Source organism: Nocardia sp. NPDC049220 (genome assembly GCF_040647855.1).
Taxonomy (GTDB): domain Bacteria; phylum Actinomycetota; class Actinomycetes; order Mycobacteriales; family Mycobacteriaceae; genus Nocardia.
On record NZ_JBEZDA010000001.1, the window covers coordinates 1 to 18,302 of the forward strand.

Below are 18,302 nucleotides of genomic sequence, written 5' to 3' on the forward strand. Positions count from 1 at the left end.
ACCGCCGAACCACTCATCACCACACCAGCAACCACCAAAACCGAGACGGTCATCGGAGCAGAAACACGCATTCGACCACACCCATCCTCGACGTCTTTGGGAGCGGTTGTCCGGGACATCCCTTGTCCGGGTAGCTCAGGACAACGGTGTCCAGGTTACCCATCGGTCAGGTAGTTGTTCGGTATTTCCGGTCAACGATCGGCGCCGGGTGGTGAATCCGGTGGCGCGGCCGGATTTCGGCCAGAGATTTTTTTGCGAGCGGGCTTTCCGGGTTTTTCCGAACGAGTCTCCTGGACCGCGGATTCCGCGGTGTCGAGCCGATCCAGGATCTCCTTCATCTCCTCTAGTTCACGGCGCAGGTAATCGCGCGTGGCCACTTCTCCGATGGCGAGTCGCAACGCCGCCAACTCACGCGCGAGGAACTCGGTGTCCGCCTTGGTCTGCGCGGCCCGCACGCGGTCCTCCTCCAAGGAGACCCGGTCGCGGTTGTCCTGCCGGTTCTGCGCAAGCAGGATCAGCGGCGCGGCGTACGCGGCCTGCGTGGAGAACGCCAGATTCAAGAGAATGAACGGATACGGGTCCCATCGCAGCGCGAGCACGAACACGTTCAAGACGATCCAGATCAGCACCACGATCGTCTGCATCGCCAGATAGCGCCCCGTGCCGAGGAACCGCGCCACCCGTTCGCTGCTGCGCGCCAGAGCCTCGGCGTCCCAGTCCAACCGGAACCGGGTCTCCATCGGTGTCTCCAGACGCTGACGCGCGCTGCTGTAGCCGACTCGCCCCGCGGGGTCTTTGTCACTCATGCCCGAGCATCCCGTCGTGCGTCTCTTCCTCGTCGCGCCAGTCCTCAGGCAGCAGGTGGTCGAGCACATCATCGACGCTGACCGCGCCGAGCAAGTGATTCTCCTCATCCACCACGGGGCCACAGACCAGGTTGTAGGTCGCGAAGTAGCGGGTCACCGCCGCTAGCGGGACATCGGGGCGCAGCGGCGCGAGGTCGGCGTCGAGAATCCCGCCGACCATGTGGGCGGGCGGCTCCCGCAGTAGTTGCTGGGTGTGCACCGAACCCAGATAGCGGCCGGTTGGCGTGGCGGTGGGTGGACGGACCACGAACACCATGGAGGCGAGCGCGGGGGTCAGATCGGGGTTGCGCACCCGGGCCAGCGCCTCGGCTACCGTGGTGGCCGGCGTCAGGATGATCGGCTTCGGCGTCATCAAGCCACCCGCGCTGTACGGGGAGTGTTCCAGCAGCCTGCGGACCGGCTCGGATTCCTCCGGGTCCATCAGTGCCAGCAGCGATTCGGCCTCTGCCGCGGGCAGTTCGCCGAGCAGGTCGGCGGCGTCGTCGGGGTCCATCGCCTCGAGCACGTCGGCTGCTCTGCTCGACTCCAGATGGCTGAGCAGTTCGACCTGTTCGTCGTCCGGAAGTTCCTGCACGACATCGGCGAGGCGTTCGTCGTCCAGTGCGAGGGACACCTCGATGCGCCGCTTCTCCGGCAGCTCGCGCAACAGATGCGCGACGTCGGCCGGACGCATCCCCTCGAACTGTTCCAGCAGTTGGGTGACGTCCTGCCCCGGCCTGCCGATTTCGTACGTGGTCAGGCCGGACACTCGGACCCAGTCGACCACGTGCACGGTCCGGCGCCGACCCAGCCTGCGATGCCCGCGCACGGCGACCCTGGTGACCAGCCAGTCCCTGGTGCGAGTCTGCTCGATGCCGAGATCGACCACGTGCACGTCGACGCCGTCCAGGTCCGGCAGGTCGGGATCCTGTACGCGCACCGTCGAGTCCACGATCTGCGCGAGCGCCAGCATTTCGCCGGGTCGCTGGGTGAAACGACGCAGGCTGACCGTTCCGGTGTTCAGCGTGACCACGCCGGGTTCGATCGCCGTCACCCGCAAGATCGGCACGAAAATACGCCGCCGGGTGGGCAGTTCGACGACGAGGCCGTGCACGCGCGGTTGCTGACGGTCGGACCGGATGGCGACGACGACATCGCGGACCCGGCCGATAGACTCGCCATCCGGCCCCAGCACCACCAGGCCGGCCAGCCTGGCGACGTACACCCTGGTAGCTGCCATGCTGCCAGGCTAGAGGTTCGCCGGCGGGTGTTCGCACCGCGCCACGATCGACGGGAGTGATCATGCAGCCGCGCCGTTCGGTGCTCGCTTGCCCCGGCAGCAACAAGAAGATGATCGACAAGGCTAAACAGCTCCCGGTCGACGAGGTGTTTCTCGATCTGGAGGACGCCGTCGCACCGGTCGCCAAGGCAGCGGCCCGCGCGAATATCGTGGCCGCTCTGAACGACTCCGGGTGGGGGAACCAGCTGCGTGTGGTCCGGGTGAACGACTGGACCACCGAATGGACCTACGCCGATGTGATCGCCGTGGTCGAGGGTGCGGGGACCGCGCTGGACGCGATCCTGCTGCCGAAGGTGACCGATGCCGGTCAGGTACGCGCGCTGGATCTGCTGCTGACCCAGCTCGAGAAGTCCTGCGGCCTCGAGGTCGGGCGTATCGGCATCGAGCCGCAGCTCGAGAACGCACTCGGCCTGCGCAACATCGACGCGATCGCCACAGCGAGTACTCGGGTGCAGGCGCTGGTCTTCGGCCCCGCCGACTTCATGGCGAGCATCAACATGCGCACCCTTGTGGTCGGTGAACAGCCGGAGGGCTATGACACCGGCGACGCCTACCACCACATCCTGATGACCATCCTGCTCGCCGCCCGCGCACATGGACTGCAGGCGATCGACGGCCCCTACCTTCAGATCCGTGACATCGAGGGCTTCCGGCGAGCGGCCGCGCGCACCGCGGCGCTCGGTTTCGACGGCAAGTGGGTGCTGCACCCCAGTCAGATCGCGGCGGCGAACGAGATCTTCAGCCCGCGCCAATCGGACTACGACCGCGCCGAGTTGATCCTGGACGCGTACGCCTTCCACACCTCGGCGGTGGGCGGCGCGCGCGGCGCGGTGCTGCTCGGCGACGAGATGATCGATGAGGCGAGTGCCAAGATGGCACAAGTGATCGCGGAGAAGGGCCGAGCGGCCGGAATGACGCGCACCACGTGGTTCGCACCACCGGAGCATCGGTCGGAATAGCACAATAGAGGCATGACGAATCCCATGGGGAGCTCCAATCGCGCGCGGCAGGGCTTGCCCACGCCGCCGTCTGGCTGGCCGGTCGCCTCGTACCCGACCTACGCCGAGGCGCAGAAAGCGGTCGACTATCTGGCCGACAACCAGTTTCCGGTGCAGGACGTGACGATCGTCGGTGTCGACCTGATGCAGGTCGAGCGGGTCCTCTACCGGCTGACCTGGGGCAAGGTCATCGGAGGTGGCGTGGTGTCGGGGGCTTGGCTCGGCCTTTTCCTCGGCCTGCTGTTGAGCCTGTTCACCACCAGCGGCGCGCTGGGTCCGCTGGTGGTCGGCTTGATCGGCGGCATCATCTTCGGTGTCATCTCGACCTCGATCCCGTACGCGGCGACCAGAGGGCAACGTGATTTCGCGTCCACCATGCAGTTGGTCGCGGGCCGCTACGACGTGCTGTGCGACCCGAAATCGGCCGAGCAGGCGCGCGACATGCTCGCGCGGCTGGCCATCTGACGCATGGATGTGCTGGCGTCGGTCCGCGCCGATGTGCTGGACCATTTCGGGGTGGACGCCGCGCGCGTGGACGCGGCGTCGGTGACTTTCCTCGGTGTCGAGCCGATCGAGATCCTGCGCATCGTGGCCGGCGATCTGGTGCACTACGTGACGCTGGGCGGGTCTCGGCATCCGATGGGCGATCCCACGGCGCTGCTCGCGGATCCGTTGCGCGGGCCGCGGGCGGAGCTGGTTTTGACGCTGCGATCCGGGGTTGGTGCGAGTTCCGGGCTGGCCAAGTCGCTCGGCATCCTTGCTGCCGCGCCCGTGGTAGAAGGCGTTGTCCTGCAAGCGGACGCGTTGATGGAGTTGGGTGAGTCGATGTGGCATGACGCGCCGTTCACCTCGGTCCTGCTCGGTGACAGTGACATTCCCGACGTGGTATTGCCGGATCCGGCCGAGCCCGTGCGGTACTTCACGGTGACGCCGGTGACTGCTACCGAAGCGGCGTGGGTACGGGTGCGTGGCGCGCAGGCACTGCGGGATGCGTGGCAGGAGGCGGGTATCGACGTGCGCGATCCGACGCGTCCGGCGGCCAACTTGTGATCGCCGACCGCGACCGAGCGGCTACAGCCACTTGTTGCGATGGAAGTTGAGGTATAGACCCGTGCACACGATGATGATGACCAGCCACACCGCCGGGTAACCCCAGACCTGGTGCAATTCCCACATGTGGTCGAAGTTCATGCCGTAGATGCCCGCGATCATCGTCGGCACGGCCGCGATCGCGACCCACGCCGAGATCTTGCGCATGTCGGTGTTCTGCTGCACGCCGATCTTCGCCAGCGCGGCGCTGATCAGCGCACTGAGCGCCTCGTCGAAATCGTTGATTCGTTCGGCGACGGTGGTGTGGTGCTCGGCGACGTCGCGCAGATAGCGGCGAACCTCCTTGGGCAACGGTAGATCCGGTTTATGGCCGAGTAGTTGTAGGGCCGCCGCGAGTGGGTTCACCGCGCGTCGAAGCTCCACCACCTCGCGTTTGAGCTGATAGATCGATTCGACGGTGATCTTGCTGCGCGGGGTGAAGACTTCCTCTTCCATTTCGTCGATGTCGTTCTCGACCGACTGCGCCACTTCGATATACGAGTCGACCACCCGGTCGGCGATCGCGTGCAACACGGCGCCGGGACCGAGCGACAGTTGGGCCGGAGTCTCTTCCAATGCACTGCGGACCTCGGCGAGCCCGGAATGTTCGCCATGCCGGACCGCGACCACGAAGTCGGGTCCGGTGAACACGACGATCTCACCGGTCTCGACGATCTCGCTGACGCTGTGCAATTCGTGCTCGACGTAGCTCACGGTGCGCAACACCAGCAGCAGCAGGTCGTCGTAGCGCTCCAGCTTCGGCCGCTGGTGGGGCTGTACGACGTTCTCCACGGCCAACTGGTGCAGCCCGAAGGTGCTCGCGATATCGGCCATCTGCGTCCGGTCCGGATCATGCAGACCGACCCAGACGAATCCGGTCCCGCGACCACGGACTTCTTCCAGCGCTTGCCGGTGCGTGAACCGGCCCGGGAGACGCTTGCCCTCCACGTACACGGCGCAGTCGACGATCGCCCGAGCCGTCGGTACCGGGATGGGCTGCCGCGGCTGCGTCGTCCGGCCGGGACCGCGGAAGGACGACAGCGAGGAAAAGGAGGCCACGGTGCGATGCTACGTCCCGGTGTGCCGCGGCGGGCGCCTGCGCGTGTGGGCAGGGATGCGAGCACTGTAAGACTGGGGGAGTGCGCATCGACCTGCATACTCATTCGACCGCTTCCGACGGTACCGACACTCCGGCCGAACTGGTGCGGAACGCGGCCGCCGCGGGACTGGATGTGGTCGCGATCACCGACCACGATACGACGGCAGGATGGGCGGAGGCGGTTGACGCACTGCCGAAAGGGATGACCCTGGTCCGCGGTATGGAGATGTCGTGTGTCGGACTCGGTGCGGATGGCTGGCCGGTTCCGGTCCACCTGCTCGCCTACCTGTTCGACCCGGCCGATCGCATTTTCGCCGATGAACGCGAGCGGCTACGCGCCGAGCGGGTGAATCGTCTACGGGCCATGGCGGAGCGGATGGCGGCCGATGGGCTCCCGATCGACCCCGACGCCGTGCTCGCCTCGGCCGGGCCGTCCGCTGGTCGTCCGCATCTGGCGCGGGCGCTGGTCGAGGCGGGCGTGGTGGCGAGCGTGGACGCGGCATTCGCCGAACTGCTCGCCCCGCACGGGCGCTACTACGCGGAGAAGGCCGATACCCCGCTGCGTCGCGCGGTCGAGATGATCGCCTCGGCCGGTGGCGTGAGCGTGCTCGCGCACACCAGGGCGCGCAAGCGGGGCCGGTTGCTCGCGCTCTCGGACATCCGCGAGCTGGCCGCGCTCGGGCTCGGCGGTCTGGAGATCGCCCACCCGGACCACTCCGAGGCCGATCGCGTGCTGCTGACCGACCTGGCCGCCGAACTCGGTCTGCTCACCACCGGCTCGTCGGACTATCACGGCGCCAACAAGACCATTCGGCTCGGTGAATTCACCACCGATCCCGCGCACTTCGAGGAGTTGGCGGGCAAGGCGACCGGAGTGCCGGTGGTCGCCTCGTGAGACCGGTGCGTGGGCTGAGTGGAATCGTCGCCGCCGGCACCGTCGTCCTCATGCTCGTGGTGGTGGGTACCGCTGTCATCGCCGACCGGCGCGGGTTTCCCGGGCCGGGCGGGGAGTCGGTGACCTGGCACGTGGTGGCGGCCGTCATTGCCGTTGCGGCGCAGATGTATTCGGATAGACATCGGGGTTCGGCCGCCTTTTCCGGATCAGCGGTCGTTTTTATCGTGGCCGGATTATTGCTCTGGACACAATGGTGGAGCTGAGATCCCGGTTTTAGTTGCGGCCGGGTGAATTGTGGCCGAACATTTCTCTTTGTGGATGTACTCGAGACGGACGTCCTGATCCTCGGCGGTGGCCCCGCCGGGACTTGGGCCGCCGTCTCGGCCGCTGCCACGGGGATGGGCGTCGTTGTCGCCGACAAAGCGCGCTGTGGGTCCAGTGGACCGACCGCGTTCGGTACCACGTCGCTGTGGAACATTCCGCCCGGACCCGCACGGGACGAGGCGGTCCACCACGAATACGCGCATGGTGGCGGACTCGGCGATCCGGATTGGATGTACCGCGTCCTGGAGGAAACCCACCAGCGCGTGGAACAGCTGGCCAGGTGGGGCAATCGGCTGCCGGCTGGGGCATCCGACGGCGGGCCGCGGCGGCTGTACCTGGACGGTGCGGGCTATCTGCGTCGCATGCGCCGCGGCGTACTCGCGGCCGGGGTGCGGATTCTGGACCACCATCCGGCGATGCAACTGCTCGTCGATCGGGACGGTGTGGTGTGCGGTGCGACCGGGTTGGCTCCGCACGAGGGCTTTCGGCGGTGGACCGTGCGTGCGCGCGCGGTCGTGGTCGCCACGGGGGGTTGCGCGTTCCTGTCGGGTAGGGCGGGCACCGACGTGGACACCGGCGACGGGCTGCTGTTCGCCGCGGAAGCGGGCGCCGAACTGTCGGGTATGGAGTTCTCCAACGCCTATGGTCTGACCGCGTTGCCGCGCGCCAGGACGTCCGCGGCGCGTTCGAGTTTCGCGTCCGGACTTGCCCTGCGGTTCGCCACGTTCTACGACGAATCCGGTGCCGTCGTCGACGGGCATCGGGCCGAGGCGTTCGCGGCCATCGCCGACGGGCGCCAGGTGTTCGCGGCATTCGACGACGTCCCGGAGGCGGTCCGCCGCTGGCTGGCGCGCCACGGCGTGCTCGACCACACCGGACGGGTGCCGCTGCACGCCGTCCTGGAGGGCACCGTGCGCGGCACCGGCGGCCTGCGGATCACCGGACCGGACTGCGCCACCACCGTCGCCGGGCTCTACGCCGCGGGCGACGTCACCACCCGAGAGCCGATCACCGGCGCGATCAGTGGGCTCGGTGGCCAGGGTGGCGCGTGGGCCATCGCCTCCGGTGTCTGGGCGGGTACGGCGGCGGCGGGGTTCGCGCGTGGCGCGGATCGGCGCGGGCCCGCGTACGAGGTGCCCGGCGCCGGGCTCAACGCCGTGGCCCGGATCGACCCCCGGGCAGTGGTCGGGCTGGTGCAGGAGCACACCTTGCCGCTGCGGCGCAGCTACTGGCGCAGCGCTGGTAGCTTGCGCGACAGCATCGGCGAGCTCGACGGGATGTGGCCGGGAGCGGAATTCGATCTCGGCGGCAGTGGCGTGGATCGGTTGCGCGCCAGACAGGCCGCCGCGCTGCTGGCGGTGGCGCGGTGGACGAAATACAGCGCGCTGATGCGAGCCGAGAGTCGTGGCATGCACCGCCGTACCGATCATCCCGGTGCGGCGGAGAGTTGGCGGGTGCGGCTGATGTCTGGTGGGATGCGCAGCGTGTGGGTGCGACCGGAAGGCCGCAGGATGATGCCGAGGGAGCACGCGTGCGAAATCGTCGCCTAGGTCTGCTCTCCGCTCGGCGTCACGCGATGGGGCAGCTCACCCGACAGCCGCCGTGAGCTTCCAGTTTCCGCTGACCCGACAATTTTTCCGCCGCGAGCACCGCGGCTCGACGGCGCGCGACACGGCCCAGCGAAACCAGTTTGGCAACTCGCCTACCGAACTGGCAGAATGTGTCGGATTCCTACTCGAGCCACCGCCGGGTAGGGGAGTACGGAGATCTCCGCCTCACGACGCACCGTCGCGACTCGAGGATCATGCCGCATGTTCTGTCCGGACTCACCCGTCCGGTTCTCGCTCCGAGGACCAGTGCCGCGACACGTCTTCGAGATTTCGGCAAGCCGCGTTCGTTTGCGCGTAGCCATCTCGAAACCTCCCGTTCAGCGCACCCGATGAGCGTAATGAATCACCTTTTGCTAATTACCCGGTGGTAACCGTCCCCCGGTTTAGCCCGATCCGAGCAGGAGTGAAATCGTGTCACCTGTGACTGACGCACCGAATGCCACCGAAAGCCTTTCCGAAATCACGCACGACGAAATTTTCGCGGGACACCTCGGCGGCAAACTTTCGGTCGAACTCAGCTCTCCGTTGGAGACGCAGCGCGACCTCTCGATCGCCTACACCCCGGGTGTCGCGCAGGTAAGCCGCGCGATCGCACAGGAGGAGGCGCTCGCCAAGCGCTACACCTGGACCGACCGGCTGGTGGTCGTGGTCAGCGATGGCACCGCGGTCCTCGGCCTCGGTGACATCGGCCCCCGCGCCTCGCTGCCCGTCATGGAGGGCAAAGCCGCGCTGTTCAAGAAGTTCGCCGACCTGAACTCGATCCCGATCGTCCTGGACACCAAGGACGTCGACGAGATCGTCGATACGCTGATCCGCCTTCGCCCGAGCTTCGGCGCGGTGAACCTGGAGGACATCTCCGCGCCGCGCTGCTTCGAGATCGAGAAGCGGGTCATCGAAGCGCTGGACTGCCCGGTCATGCACGACGACCAGCACGGTACTGCCATCGTGGTGCTCGCCGCGCTCAACGGCGCGGCGAAGGTGCAGGGTCGCGATATCGCGGGCCTGAAGGTCGTGGTGTCCGGAGCGGGCGCGGCCGGTGTCGCGTGCACGAACATCCTGCTGGCCGCCGGTGTTCAGGACGTCATCGTGTTGGACTCGAGGGGCATCGTCAGCCGCGACCGCGGTGACCTCAATGAGGTGAAGGCGGAACTGGCCACCCGGACCAACCCCAGGGACCTCACCGGGGGAGCCGCTGAGGCGCTCGCGGGCGCTGATGTGTTCCTCGGCCTGTCCGCCGGTCTGATCGCCGAAGAGCTCATCGGTTCCATGGCGCCGGAGTCGATCGTGTTCGCCATGTCCAACCCGGACCCAGAGATCCACCCCGACGTCGCGCGCAAGTACGCCGCGATCGTGGCCACCGGCCGGAGTGACTTCCCGAACCAGATCAACAACGTGCTGGCGTTTCCGGGCGTCTTCAAGGGTGCGCTGGACGCGGGCGCGCGCCGCATCACGGAGGGCATGAAGATCGCCGCCGCCAACGCGATTCTCGGCGTCGTCGCTGACGAGCTGGGCCCCGAGAAGATCGTGCCCAGTCCGCTCGACCCACGGGTCGCGCCGGCTGTCGCCGAGGCCGTCGCCGCCGCTGCCCGCGCCGAGGGCGTCGCGTAGCAGCTCGGCTCGATCGACCGAAGGCGCTCCGCTCGTTTCGAGCGGAGCGCCTTCGCGGTTTGTCGCGGGTTCGCGTGCGGCCCCGATGAATTCAGGCCGCGGTCGGCAAGTCGATCGCGGGAGCGATTGTCGGTCGCGGTGATCGGCGCAGCCGACCGGTGCCCGGCGCGCCGGCCCACACGGTGAAGGCCAGCAGGCCATCGAGCAGCATCGCAAGGACTGCCACCAGGAGGGCGCCGACCAGCACCCGGTCGTAGCGGTACAGGCTGATGCCGTCGAAGATGTAGCGACCGAGCCCGCCGAGGTTGACGTAGGCGGCGATGGTCGCGGTGGCGACGACCTGGAGGGTGGCGCCCCGGAGGCCGGTGAGCAGAATGGGCAGTGCGTTGGGCACTTCCACCCGGAACAAGATCTGGCGTTCGGTCATGCCCATGGCGCGTGAGGCGTCCACGACATCGGCTGGGACGTTCGCGATCCCGGCGTAGGCGCCCGCCAGCAGTGGTGGGATACCGACCGTGACCAGGGCCAGCAGTGGCGGGATCAGCCCAAGCCCGAGTAACAGCACCAGAAATGTCAGCAGGCCGAGTGTCGGCAGGGCGCGCATGGCGTTGGCGAAGCCGACCAGCACCGCCGCTCCGCGCCTGGTATGGCCGATGACCAAGCCCAGCGGCACCGCGATCACCGTGGAGATGGCGATGGTCAGGACGCTGTACCAGAGGTGCTGGGCGATCCTGGTGCCGATGCCTGCCGGGCCGCTCCAGTTCGCACCGTCGGTCAGATAGTGCCAGGCGTCGAGGAAAAAGGTCATGCGGCAGTGCCTTTCGCTTTCGCGGTTCTGGCGTCGGCTCGTACCCACGGCGTCGCCCAACGCCCGAGGCCGTACACCACCCGGTCCGCGAGTAAGGCGAGCACCAGCGTCACGATGATGCCCGCGATGATCTCATCCGGATAGTCGCGCTGATACCCCTGGGTGAACAGCTTCCCGAGTCCGCCGACGCCGATCAACGCGCCGACCGACACCATCGCGATGTTGGTGACCACCACCACCCGCAGACTGGACACGAAAACCGGGAGAGCAAGCGGCATGTCGACGGTGAGCGTCCGGCGCAGCGAACTGAAACCAACCGCGTCGGCCGCATCGAGCACGGTGACGGGCGCCGAATCCAAGGCGGCGGGGACCGCGATCACCAGCAGCGCCGTCGAGTAGATGGTGAGCGCGATGATCACATTGAACGGATCGATGGTCGAAATCCCCACCAGCGGAGGGATGATCACGAACAGTGCCAGCGACGGAATGGTGTATGCCAAACTCGCCACGGTCACCGTGACCCGCCGCAGCCACGACACCCGGCGAACGAGCGCGCCGATCGGAATCGCGATCACCAGCGCGAGCAGCAGCGGCACCAGCGCGAGATACAGATGGGTTCCGGTGAAACCCATGATCTCCGCGAAGTTGTCGATGAGATACTTCATGTCGCCTTCCGGATCTCGTTCACCCGGTCGTTCACGACACGTCCTGTTCGAAGAAGTGCCGGTTGCGTTCCGCGTCCTCGGCGGCGCGCTGGCCGGCCAGTTGCTGCAACACTTCGGTGGCCAAGACCCCACCACGCACCGATCCGGAATCATCCACGGCGACACCGATCCCGGAGGGTGAGGAGATCGCGGCGTCCAGCGCCTGGCGCAGATCCCCCGTCGAGGTGAACAGCGAGCCGCCCGCGGCCATGCTGTCGCTGAGTGCGCGCCCGGAACGCAGCGACTCGACGCCGGTCACATCCACCCAACCGAGCGGTTTGCCGGCATCGTCGACCACCAGCACCCATTCGCCGCGGTCCAGCCGCAGCGAACCCACCTGCTCCGCGACCGCGGTCCGGATCTCGTGCAGCGGTACCTCGTTCGCGGTGCGGAAGGACAGTCCGCGATACCCGCGGTCGCGGCCGACGAAGTCGGCAACGAAGTCCGTGGCAGGCTGGGCGAGTAGGTACCCAGGGGGGTCATATTGCTGCAGCACCCCGCCGCGGCCGAATACCGCCACTCGGTCACCCAGCGTGATCGCCTCGTCGATGTCGTGTGTGACGAACACGATGGTTTTATTCAGTTCCGCCTGTAGCCTTTGCATTTCGACCTGCAGTTCGGCCCGTACCACCGGATCGACGGCGCTGAACGGTTCGTCCATCAGCAACACCGGCGGATCGGCGGCCAGTGCACGGGCCACACCGACGCGCTGCTGTTGACCGCCGGACAGCTGCGCCGGGTATCGCCCGGCCAGCGATCGGTCCAGGCCGACTCGGTCGAGAAGGTCGAGCGCCGCGGCGCGTGCCGCACGGCGTGAGTCACCGCGCAGCATCGGAACGGTGGCGACGTTGTCGATGATCGTGCGGTGCGGCAGCAACCCGCCGCTTTGGATCACGTACCCGATGCCGAGGCGCAGCCGCACCGGATCGACCGCCGAAATATCCTGTCCAGCAATGGTGATCGTGCCGGAGCTGGGGGTGATCATCCGGTTGATCATCCGCATCGAGGTGGTCTTTCCACAGCCGGACGGGCCGACGAACACGGTGAACGAACCGGATTGAATGTGCAGGTCGAGGTTGGTCACGGCGTGTGTGCCGTCTGGATAGGTCTTGCTGATACCGGAGAACTCGATATCGGACAACAGTTCTCTCCTAGCCGATCGGTGTGTTCAGCCCCTGGGCGGCGACCCAGGCCACTGCGGCGGCGCGCGGCTCGGTTTTGCCGGTGCCCGAGACGGCCTCGTTCAGCTTGGTCAGCTCGGTGGTGGTCAGCTTGGCCGACGCCGCGGCGAGCGTCGCGAGCGCCTTGTCCGACTTCTTGGCCGCGTTGAACAGCGGGACGATGTTCTGTGCCGCGAAATTGTGCTTCGGGTCGGTCAGCACCACGAGATCGTTTTGCGCGATGGCGGGCGAGGTGGTGAAGATGTTGGCCGCGGTGACCTGACCGTCGACCAAGGCGCGCACCGTCGCGGGGCCGCCGCCGTCGGCGATCGGCACGAAGTTGTTCGCGGCGATGTCGAGACCGTAGTTCTTCTTCAGGCCGGGCAGCCCGCCCGCGCGCTCTTGGAATTCGGCGGGTGCGCCGAACTTCACCTCGGCGGCATGCGCGGCCAGATCGGCGATGGTGTGCAGGTTCCAGCGTTCGGCGGTAGCGCGGGTCACCACGACGGCGTCGGAGTCCTCGCCGGGCGCGGGGGTGCCGATGGCCAGGTCGGAGCCGAGTGCCTTGCCGAGCGCAGTGTCCACGTCGGTCGCGGTCGTCGCGGTCGCGCCGTTGTCCAAGTACTGCAGGAGGTTGCCGGTGTACTCGGGAAGCACCGAGATGGCGCACTGCCGCAGCGCGGGGATGTAGGCTTCGCGGCTACCGATGTTGAGTTTGGTGTCGACGGCGAATCCGTTGACCCGGAGCACCTCCGCGTACACATTGGCCACGGTCTCGGACTCCGGGAAATTCGCCGAACCGACGATCAGTCCATCGCCTGCGCAGTTGCCGGTGCCACCGAGCGGATCAGAAGTGCCGCACCCGGACAGGATCATGGCTGTCGCGAGCACCGCCGCGGCGGCGACGAGTCGGGAGGCTCGTGGCACGGAGGGCCCGTGCCAGGCGGCAGCGGGAGTTCTGGTGGATTTCACGGGAGTCCTTCCGGCATGACGGGCGGTGCGCAGTCTCGGGGCCGAACGACCACCGGTACATTCTGGGTGTCCATACTGCCCGCTTCGGAATGTTCCTGTCGGCTGAGTCGGTCTGTCGGAGAGTTGGTGTCGTCGGATGGTGGTGGCCGCGTCGGTGCGGATGATGGCTCGATCCCTGGTCATCGCGGCCGTCACGGTCGCGGTGTCATGCGGGAACGACGCGTCGGTGCCGTTCATCACGGTCGGTGCGGGCGATTCGGTGGAGTCCGCGGTACTCGCCGAGATCTACGCAGGCGCGCTGGCGCGCACGGGTGCGCGGACCGCGGTCCAATCGGGCCTGGGCGGCCGCTCCAACTATCTGGCCGCGCTCGACGCGGATCGGGTTCAGCTGGTTGGCGAGCACACCGGCGCGTTGCTCGCCTATCTCGATGAGCATGCGGCCGCACGCCTGCCACAGAAAGTCGAGGCCGCGTTGAGTGCCGCGCTGCCCGAGGGACTCGTGGTCTCCGATATCGCCGATGGTGCTGATCTCCGGCCGCGAGTGCTGCTGACCGAGCAGATGTCGACGGTTGACAGCGTGCGATCCATCGGAGATCTGATCCCGCGCTGCGGGGTGCTGACCGTCGGCGTGGTGTCCGCGCCCGGCCCGCTGCCGCTGCCGGCTGGGTCGGATCAGGTGACCGGGTGCGCCTTCGCGTCCACCGTGGCGTTTCCGGATTCGGCCGCGCTTCGAAAGGCTTTGCTGGACGGTCAGGTTCAAGCCGGAGTGCTGACCGGTCCGCCCGAACTCACCCCTGGTGTGACTGACGGGATCACTGTGCTGACCGACGACGACTACGCCGTGCGCGCCGAAAATGTGCTGCCGCTGTTCCGCAAAGGGTTGCTCGACCAGCAGCGGATCAAGAAGCTGAATTACGTCGCGGGCGAGTTGCGGACCGACGATCTCGCGGTCATGATCCGCCGTGTCCGGGACGAGGGCGCCGCGCCCGGCGAGGTCGCGCGGACCTGGTTGGACGCACACGCGTTGTAGGGACCCGTCGCAGACGGGACTTCACCGGGTCGCGGACAATACTTCGCCTGGTCACGGCAATTTCGCGAGCGGAGCGGAATCTCCGCTGATCCGTCGCTGCATTCGGTGTCCTTCGGCCAGGCCGTGAAGGTGACAAGTCTTCCCCAGCGCGAATTGCGCGAGCGCGTCGCCGGCTGCTCGGAACACCGGTCCAAATCGTCGACGCATCCATCGGACGTGGGGGTCGTCGCGGGGCCAAAAGGTGTGTTCGCGGCCCTACGTGCTCATCGCCGAACTGTCGGTGCTGGCGCCGACTCGTGTGCGCCGATCGGTACGGCAGACGCCCGTGTGGTCAACGAGTGATTGACCGCGCGGTGCCGTGTCCGCGCTGCGCAGTTCGGCACCGCGCCCATCGCACGCTGAATGTGGACTCCGACGGCTTGCCGTCTGTTGTTTCGCACCGTATATTCCACATGGAATATTAGAAGCGGAGTATGTCGGTGGCAGGGGCTAGCGTGCATCCGCAATGGTCTCGGCTCGTCGATGACAGCGGACCGGAGGACGGCGAGGCGATCTATGGGAGGTGACCGGACATGGCGCAGCAGGCGTACCCGCCGGCGACGCCGTTGGCGATCGCCGTACTCGCACTACTCGAAGAGCGGCCGATGCATCCGTACGAGATGTATCAGACGCTGATCACCCGCCGGGAGGACATGCTGATCAAGGTGCGGCCCGGCTCGCTGTATCACACCGTGGCCAGGCTGGCCGACCAGGAACTTGTTCGTTCCGAAGGCGTCGACCGGGCGGGAAACCGCCCCGAACGCACCACCTACCGGATCACCGCGCGCGGCAGGGACGCGCTACGCGATCGGATCGCCGAGATCGTGCGCAGGCCGATCGCGGAGTACCCGATATTCCCGGTGGCGCTCGGGGAATTGCACAACCTTCCCAAGCGGGACGTTCTCGCGCTGCTGCGTGAACGGCTCGGCCATCTGGACACCGAGATCGCCGATGTCGACATGCTGATCGCGTGGGCGGAGGAGCACGTCGTCCCACGTCGCTACTGGATCGCACTCCCGTATCTGCGCACCTCGCTCGACGCCGAGGCTGCCTGGGTACGCGATTTCATCGCCGAATTGGACAGTGGCGCAGTCGAATGGGCCGAATTCGACCCGGAGACCGGCGCGCGCAGCACCCAACCCGACCAGACGTGGGCGGACATCGGCTCGCGGCCGCCGCCCGTGCAGCGCAGGTCGGCGGCAAACTCCCCAGCGGATCTCAGCGTTTCGAAACCGAGTTAGGAACCGAATACATGTCCATACAACGTAATCCGTGGCATGCGCTGTCTGCGCTGGTCGTTGGATTCTTCATGATTCTGCTGGACATGACGATCGTCGCGGTCGCCAATCCCGCGATACTTTCTGATCTGCACGCCGATATCTCCCAAGTGATCTGGGTGACCAGTGCCTATCTGCTCAGCTACGCGGTGCCGCTACTGGTCACCGGCCGGCTGGGGGATCGCTTCGGCCCCAAGAACATTTATCTGATCGGTCTCACGGTGTTCACCGCCGCCTCGTTGTGGTGCGGTCTGGCCGGCACCATCGGGATGCTGATCGCCGCGCGTGCCGCGCAGGGGATCGGCGCCGCGCTGATGACACCGCAGACCATGGCGGTGATCACCAGGACTTTCCCGCCGGACCGGCGCGGCGCGGCCATGGGTCTGTGGGGCGGCGTCGCCGGTCTGGCGACCCTGGTCGGCCCGATTCTCGGCGGCGTGCTGGTCGACGGACTCGGATGGCAGTGGATCTTCATCGTGAACGTCCCGGTCGGCATCATCGCCTTCGCACTGGCGGTGTGGTTGGTGCCCGCCCTGCCGACCAGCGAGCACAAGTTCGACATTCTCGGTGTGGTGCTGAGCGGTGTCGGCATGTTCCTGCTGGTGTTCGGTATCCAAGAGGGCAACAGCTACGACTGGTCACCGCGTATCTGGTTGCTGATCGGCGCGGGCCTGCTCGTGCTCGCGGTGTTCGTGGTCACCCAGGCGCGCAGCACCGGTGAGCCGTTGTTGCCGCTCAGCCTGTTCCGCGACCGCAACTTCGCGCTGTCCAACGTGGCAATCGCCGCGATGGGAGCGGCGGTGACCTCGCTGATGGTGCCGCTGTACTTCTATCTGCAGGCGGTGCGCGAGATGTCACCGACCAAGTCCGCGCTGGTGTTCGCGCCGATGGCGGTCATGACCGGCGTCGCGGCCCCGCTGATCGGCAAGTTCGCCGACAAACTGCACCCGAGGATCGTGCCCACCGTTGGCTTCGCCCTGTTGGCGCTGTCGGTGTTCTGGTTCTCCACGCTGATGGAACCGGACTCCTCGCTCGCCTGGTTCCTGGTGTCCGCGGCGCTGGGAGGCTTCGCCAACGCGTGTATCTGGGCTCCGCTGGCGGCCACCGCCACGCACAACCTGCCGGTGCAGCAGGCGGGTGCGGGCGCTGGTATCTACAACACCACCCGCCAGGTGGGTTCGGTGCTCGGCAGCGCGGCGATCAGTGCGCTGGTAGCGGCCAGAATGACCGCGAACGGGCTCGGCGGCGGCCAAGGCGCCGAGGGCGGCGCGGGCCAAGGGCCGATCCCGGAGTTCGTGAAGGATACGTTCAGCACGGCGCTGCGCGAGTCCACGCTGCTTCCGGCAGGCATTCTGCTCATCGGAGTCGTCGCTTCGGCGCTGTTCCTCCGCCACGGTCGGGCCGCCCCGGCGGGCGTCCAGAAAATCCGCGCAAAGGCCGATTCCCTGGCTGACTGACGTCGTCGACTCCGTGCCCCGCCAGACCTGTATGCGCAGGGCACGGATCATCGACGCGTCGGCCGATCACTCGAGTGCGACGGCGCTAGGCCGGGTTCGAGATGTGATCACAGCGCTTGCTGCATCAGGGCGAGTTAGACAGTCTGGTGGTCTGTCAGGCGACCGTCCCGCCCGCGTTGCGGATCAGCCGATGGAGCACTTTCACCGTGGTGACGTAGTCCGCGTCGTCGATGCCCTCGTGGAGGGCGGCGCGGATCGCGGGCGCGTTGCGTGCGAGGTCGACGCGGGCCTGTTCCCCCTCCTCGGTCAGCCATAGCCGGTGCTCGGCGTCCCGGGTCAGCCAGCCACGCCCCAGTAGCGCCTCGGCCTCCGCTGCCAGATCGTCTTCGGGGCGGATATAGGAGGTCATAGCCTCCTGTAGCTCGGGCAGGGTCATCCCCTCGCCGTCGGGAGAGATGTCGTTGGCCGACAGATTGCGTAGCAGCCAGAACTGGGGCTGGGTGTAGCCCTTTTCGGCCTGCTGAGCCCGGGTGTACGCGATGAGCGCCTCGTAGGCGACACCGGTCCAGTACGCGGCTGGTTGTCCGGCGAGTTCGGCGTCGGAAACCTGTGGGGTCGTCATGGGGTCCATTCCTGATATTTCGGTGCGGAGCCTGCGCGCTGTGCAGGTCGTGGTGAGAAGGTAGGACATCACGTTTGGTTGAGGTCAAGGAGGTGATCCTTCGGACGCCATCGGTGCGAACACGGAATCCAGCCTCAGGTGCGAGCCGAGGCGGGTGCAAGGGTGATCAAGCCCGTGGAACGATCCAGGCATGGCTCGCGGGGATCTGACGGACGAACAATGGTCGTGCCTGGAGGTGGTGTTACCGCCGCTGCCGCAGATGGGACGCAAGCCGAGGGTTCGACGGCAGGTTTCGACGCCATCTGATGGCGGTCGAGAACTGGCTCGCCCCGGCGGGATGTTCGCCAGCGGTACAGGCCGTGGGAGACCGCGTACACGGTGTTCCGGCAGCCGGTCGACCGCCGGATCGGTCTGCTCGAAGTTCAGCGAACGTAGTGATATGGCGGTCACCCAAGCGCCGATCGA

18 protein-coding genes are annotated in these 18,302 nt (G+C 67.0%); 10 read left to right on the forward strand and 8 right to left on the reverse strand.

Going from position 1 to position 18,302, the window contains the following annotated elements:
* Nucleotides 1-191 precede the first annotated feature (191 nt).
* Nucleotides 192-806, reverse strand: coding sequence for a DUF1003 domain-containing protein (locus tag AB0C34_RS00005; RefSeq protein WP_357065542.1), 615 nt, complete (start codon nt 804-806; stop codon nt 192-194).
* Complete coding sequence (locus tag AB0C34_RS00010) at nt 799-2,085, reverse strand: CBS domain-containing protein (RefSeq protein ID WP_357065545.1); 1,287 nt, start codon at nt 2,083-2,085, stop codon at nt 799-801. Before AB0C34_RS00010 ends, AB0C34_RS00005 begins: the two co-directional genes overlap by 8 nt.
* A gap of 62 nt (nt 2,086-2,147) precedes the next feature.
* On the opposite strand from AB0C34_RS00010, the gene AB0C34_RS00015 reads away from it, so the two are divergent.
* Genes AB0C34_RS00015 through AB0C34_RS00025 form a run of 3 tightly spaced genes read left to right on the forward strand, consistent with a single transcriptional unit; the run spans nt 2,148 to nt 4,193 of the window.
* Complete coding sequence (locus AB0C34_RS00015) at nt 2,148-3,104, forward strand: CoA ester lyase (protein WP_357068356.1); 957 nt, start codon at nt 2,148-2,150, stop codon at nt 3,102-3,104.
* Between the two features lie 12 nt (nt 3,105-3,116).
* Nucleotides 3,117-3,608 carry a general stress protein gene (locus AB0C34_RS00020; protein ID WP_357065548.1) on the forward strand — a complete coding sequence of 164 codons (492 nt, stop codon included), beginning with the start codon at nt 3,117-3,119 and terminating at the stop codon, nt 3,606-3,608.
* A 3-nt stretch (nt 3,609-3,611) separates the two neighbouring features.
* Entirely contained in the window at nt 3,612-4,193 is a 582-nt protein-coding gene (locus AB0C34_RS00025; RefSeq protein ID WP_357065551.1) for a suppressor of fused domain protein, read from the forward strand.
* 21 nt (nt 4,194-4,214) lie between these two features.
* On the opposite strand, the gene AB0C34_RS00030 is transcribed toward AB0C34_RS00025, so the two are convergent.
* A complete protein-coding gene (locus AB0C34_RS00030; protein WP_357065554.1) occupies nt 4,215-5,291 on the reverse strand; it encodes a magnesium and cobalt transport protein CorA in 1,077 nt (358 codons plus the stop codon).
* 80 nt (nt 5,292-5,371) lie between these two features.
* On the opposite strand from AB0C34_RS00030, the gene AB0C34_RS00035 reads away from it, so the two are divergent.
* The 4 genes from AB0C34_RS00035 to AB0C34_RS00050 all read left to right on the forward strand — a co-directional run bounded on the left by AB0C34_RS00035 (nt 5,372) and on the right by AB0C34_RS00050 (nt 9,768).
* The gene (locus AB0C34_RS00035; RefSeq protein ID WP_357065557.1) at nt 5,372-6,226 is read left to right on the forward strand and encodes a PHP domain-containing protein; all 855 of its coding nucleotides are present in this window, start codon (nt 5,372-5,374) and stop codon (nt 6,224-6,226) included.
* Nucleotides 6,223-6,489, forward strand: a complete 267-nt coding sequence (locus tag AB0C34_RS00040; protein ID WP_357065560.1) for a hypothetical protein — start codon at nt 6,223-6,225, stop codon at nt 6,487-6,489. The genes AB0C34_RS00035 and AB0C34_RS00040 overlap by 4 nt, the downstream gene beginning before the upstream one ends.
* Nucleotides 6,490-6,540: 51 nt before the next feature.
* Nucleotides 6,541-8,100, forward strand: coding sequence for an FAD-binding protein (locus AB0C34_RS00045; protein WP_357065562.1), 1,560 nt, complete (start codon nt 6,541-6,543; stop codon nt 8,098-8,100).
* A 471-nt stretch (nt 8,101-8,571) separates the two neighbouring features.
* Nucleotides 8,572-9,768: an NADP-dependent malic enzyme gene (locus AB0C34_RS00050; RefSeq protein ID WP_357065565.1), complete on the forward strand. Its 1,197-nt coding sequence runs from the start codon at nt 8,572-8,574 to the stop codon at nt 9,766-9,768.
* A 91-nt stretch (nt 9,769-9,859) separates the two neighbouring features.
* Here the strand turns inward: AB0C34_RS00050 and AB0C34_RS00055 are convergent, their stop codons facing one another.
* The 4 genes from AB0C34_RS00055 to AB0C34_RS00070 are packed head-to-tail and all read right to left on the reverse strand — an operon-like array spanning nt 9,860 to nt 13,316.
* Nucleotides 9,860-10,576 (reverse strand): ABC transporter permease, encoded by a 717-nt coding sequence (locus tag AB0C34_RS00055; protein WP_357065568.1) that lies wholly within the window; start codon nt 10,574-10,576, stop codon nt 9,860-9,862.
* Entirely contained in the window at nt 10,573-11,241 is a 669-nt protein-coding gene (locus tag AB0C34_RS00060; RefSeq protein WP_357065571.1) for an ABC transporter permease, read from the reverse strand. Before AB0C34_RS00060 ends, AB0C34_RS00055 begins: the two co-directional genes overlap by 4 nt.
* Before the next feature lie 31 nt (nt 11,242-11,272).
* On the reverse strand, nt 11,273-12,421 hold the full coding sequence (locus AB0C34_RS00065) for an ATP-binding cassette domain-containing protein (protein WP_357065574.1): 1,149 nt from the start codon (nt 12,419-12,421) through the stop codon (nt 11,273-11,275).
* Between the two features lie 10 nt (nt 12,422-12,431).
* Nucleotides 12,432-13,316 (reverse strand): ABC transporter substrate-binding protein, encoded by an 885-nt coding sequence (locus AB0C34_RS00070; RefSeq protein ID WP_357068358.1) that lies wholly within the window; start codon nt 13,314-13,316, stop codon nt 12,432-12,434.
* Nucleotides 13,317-13,548: 232 nt separating this feature from the next.
* On the opposite strand from AB0C34_RS00070, the gene AB0C34_RS00075 reads away from it, so the two are divergent.
* From AB0C34_RS00075 to AB0C34_RS00085, 3 genes are all read left to right on the forward strand, one after another.
* The gene (locus AB0C34_RS00075; RefSeq protein ID WP_357065577.1) at nt 13,549-14,442 is read left to right on the forward strand and encodes a glycine betaine ABC transporter substrate-binding protein; all 894 of its coding nucleotides are present in this window, start codon (nt 13,549-13,551) and stop codon (nt 14,440-14,442) included.
* Nucleotides 14,443-15,014: 572 nt separating this feature from the next.
* A complete protein-coding gene (locus AB0C34_RS00080) occupies nt 15,015-15,722 on the forward strand; it encodes a PadR family transcriptional regulator (RefSeq protein WP_357065580.1) in 708 nt (235 codons plus the stop codon).
* An 11-nt stretch (nt 15,723-15,733) separates the two neighbouring features.
* On the forward strand, nt 15,734-17,215 hold the full coding sequence (locus AB0C34_RS00085) for a DHA2 family efflux MFS transporter permease subunit (protein WP_357065582.1): 1,482 nt from the start codon (nt 15,734-15,736) through the stop codon (nt 17,213-17,215).
* A 154-nt stretch (nt 17,216-17,369) separates the two neighbouring features.
* Here AB0C34_RS00085 and AB0C34_RS00090 read toward each other — a convergent pair whose 3' ends face one another.
* Entirely contained in the window at nt 17,370-17,837 is a 468-nt protein-coding gene (locus tag AB0C34_RS00090; protein ID WP_357065585.1) for a MarR family winged helix-turn-helix transcriptional regulator, read from the reverse strand.
* Nucleotides 17,838-18,302 lie beyond the last annotated feature (465 nt).

Coding starts and splice junctions, on each gene's coding strand:
- AB0C34_RS00055 (WP_357065568.1), bottom strand. CDS start 10,576: ATGACCTTTTTCCTCGACGCCTGGCACTATCTGACCGACGGTGCGAAC.
- AB0C34_RS00075 (WP_357065577.1), top strand. CDS start 13,549: ATGGTGGTGGCCGCGTCGGTGCGGATGATGGCTCGATCCCTGGTCATC.
- AB0C34_RS00060 (WP_357065571.1), bottom strand. CDS start 11,241: ATGAAGTATCTCATCGACAACTTCGCGGAGATCATGGGTTTCACCGGA.
- AB0C34_RS00080 (WP_357065580.1), top strand. CDS start 15,015: ATGGCGCAGCAGGCGTACCCGCCGGCGACGCCGTTGGCGATCGCCGTA.
- AB0C34_RS00070 (WP_357068358.1), bottom strand. CDS start 13,316: ATGATCCTGTCCGGGTGCGGCACTTCTGATCCGCTCGGTGGCACCGGC.
- AB0C34_RS00020 (WP_357065548.1), top strand. CDS start 3,117: ATGACGAATCCCATGGGGAGCTCCAATCGCGCGCGGCAGGGCTTGCCC.
- AB0C34_RS00025 (WP_357065551.1), top strand. CDS start 3,612: ATGGATGTGCTGGCGTCGGTCCGCGCCGATGTGCTGGACCATTTCGGG.
- AB0C34_RS00005 (WP_357065542.1), bottom strand. CDS start 806: ATGAGTGACAAAGACCCCGCGGGGCGAGTCGGCTACAGCAGCGCGCGT.
- AB0C34_RS00015 (WP_357068356.1), top strand. CDS start 2,148: ATGCAGCCGCGCCGTTCGGTGCTCGCTTGCCCCGGCAGCAACAAGAAG.
- AB0C34_RS00090 (WP_357065585.1), bottom strand. CDS start 17,837: ATGACGACCCCACAGGTTTCCGACGCCGAACTCGCCGGACAACCAGCC.
- AB0C34_RS00010 (WP_357065545.1), bottom strand. CDS start 2,085: ATGGCAGCTACCAGGGTGTACGTCGCCAGGCTGGCCGGCCTGGTGGTG.
- AB0C34_RS00085 (WP_357065582.1), top strand. CDS start 15,734: ATGTCCATACAACGTAATCCGTGGCATGCGCTGTCTGCGCTGGTCGTT.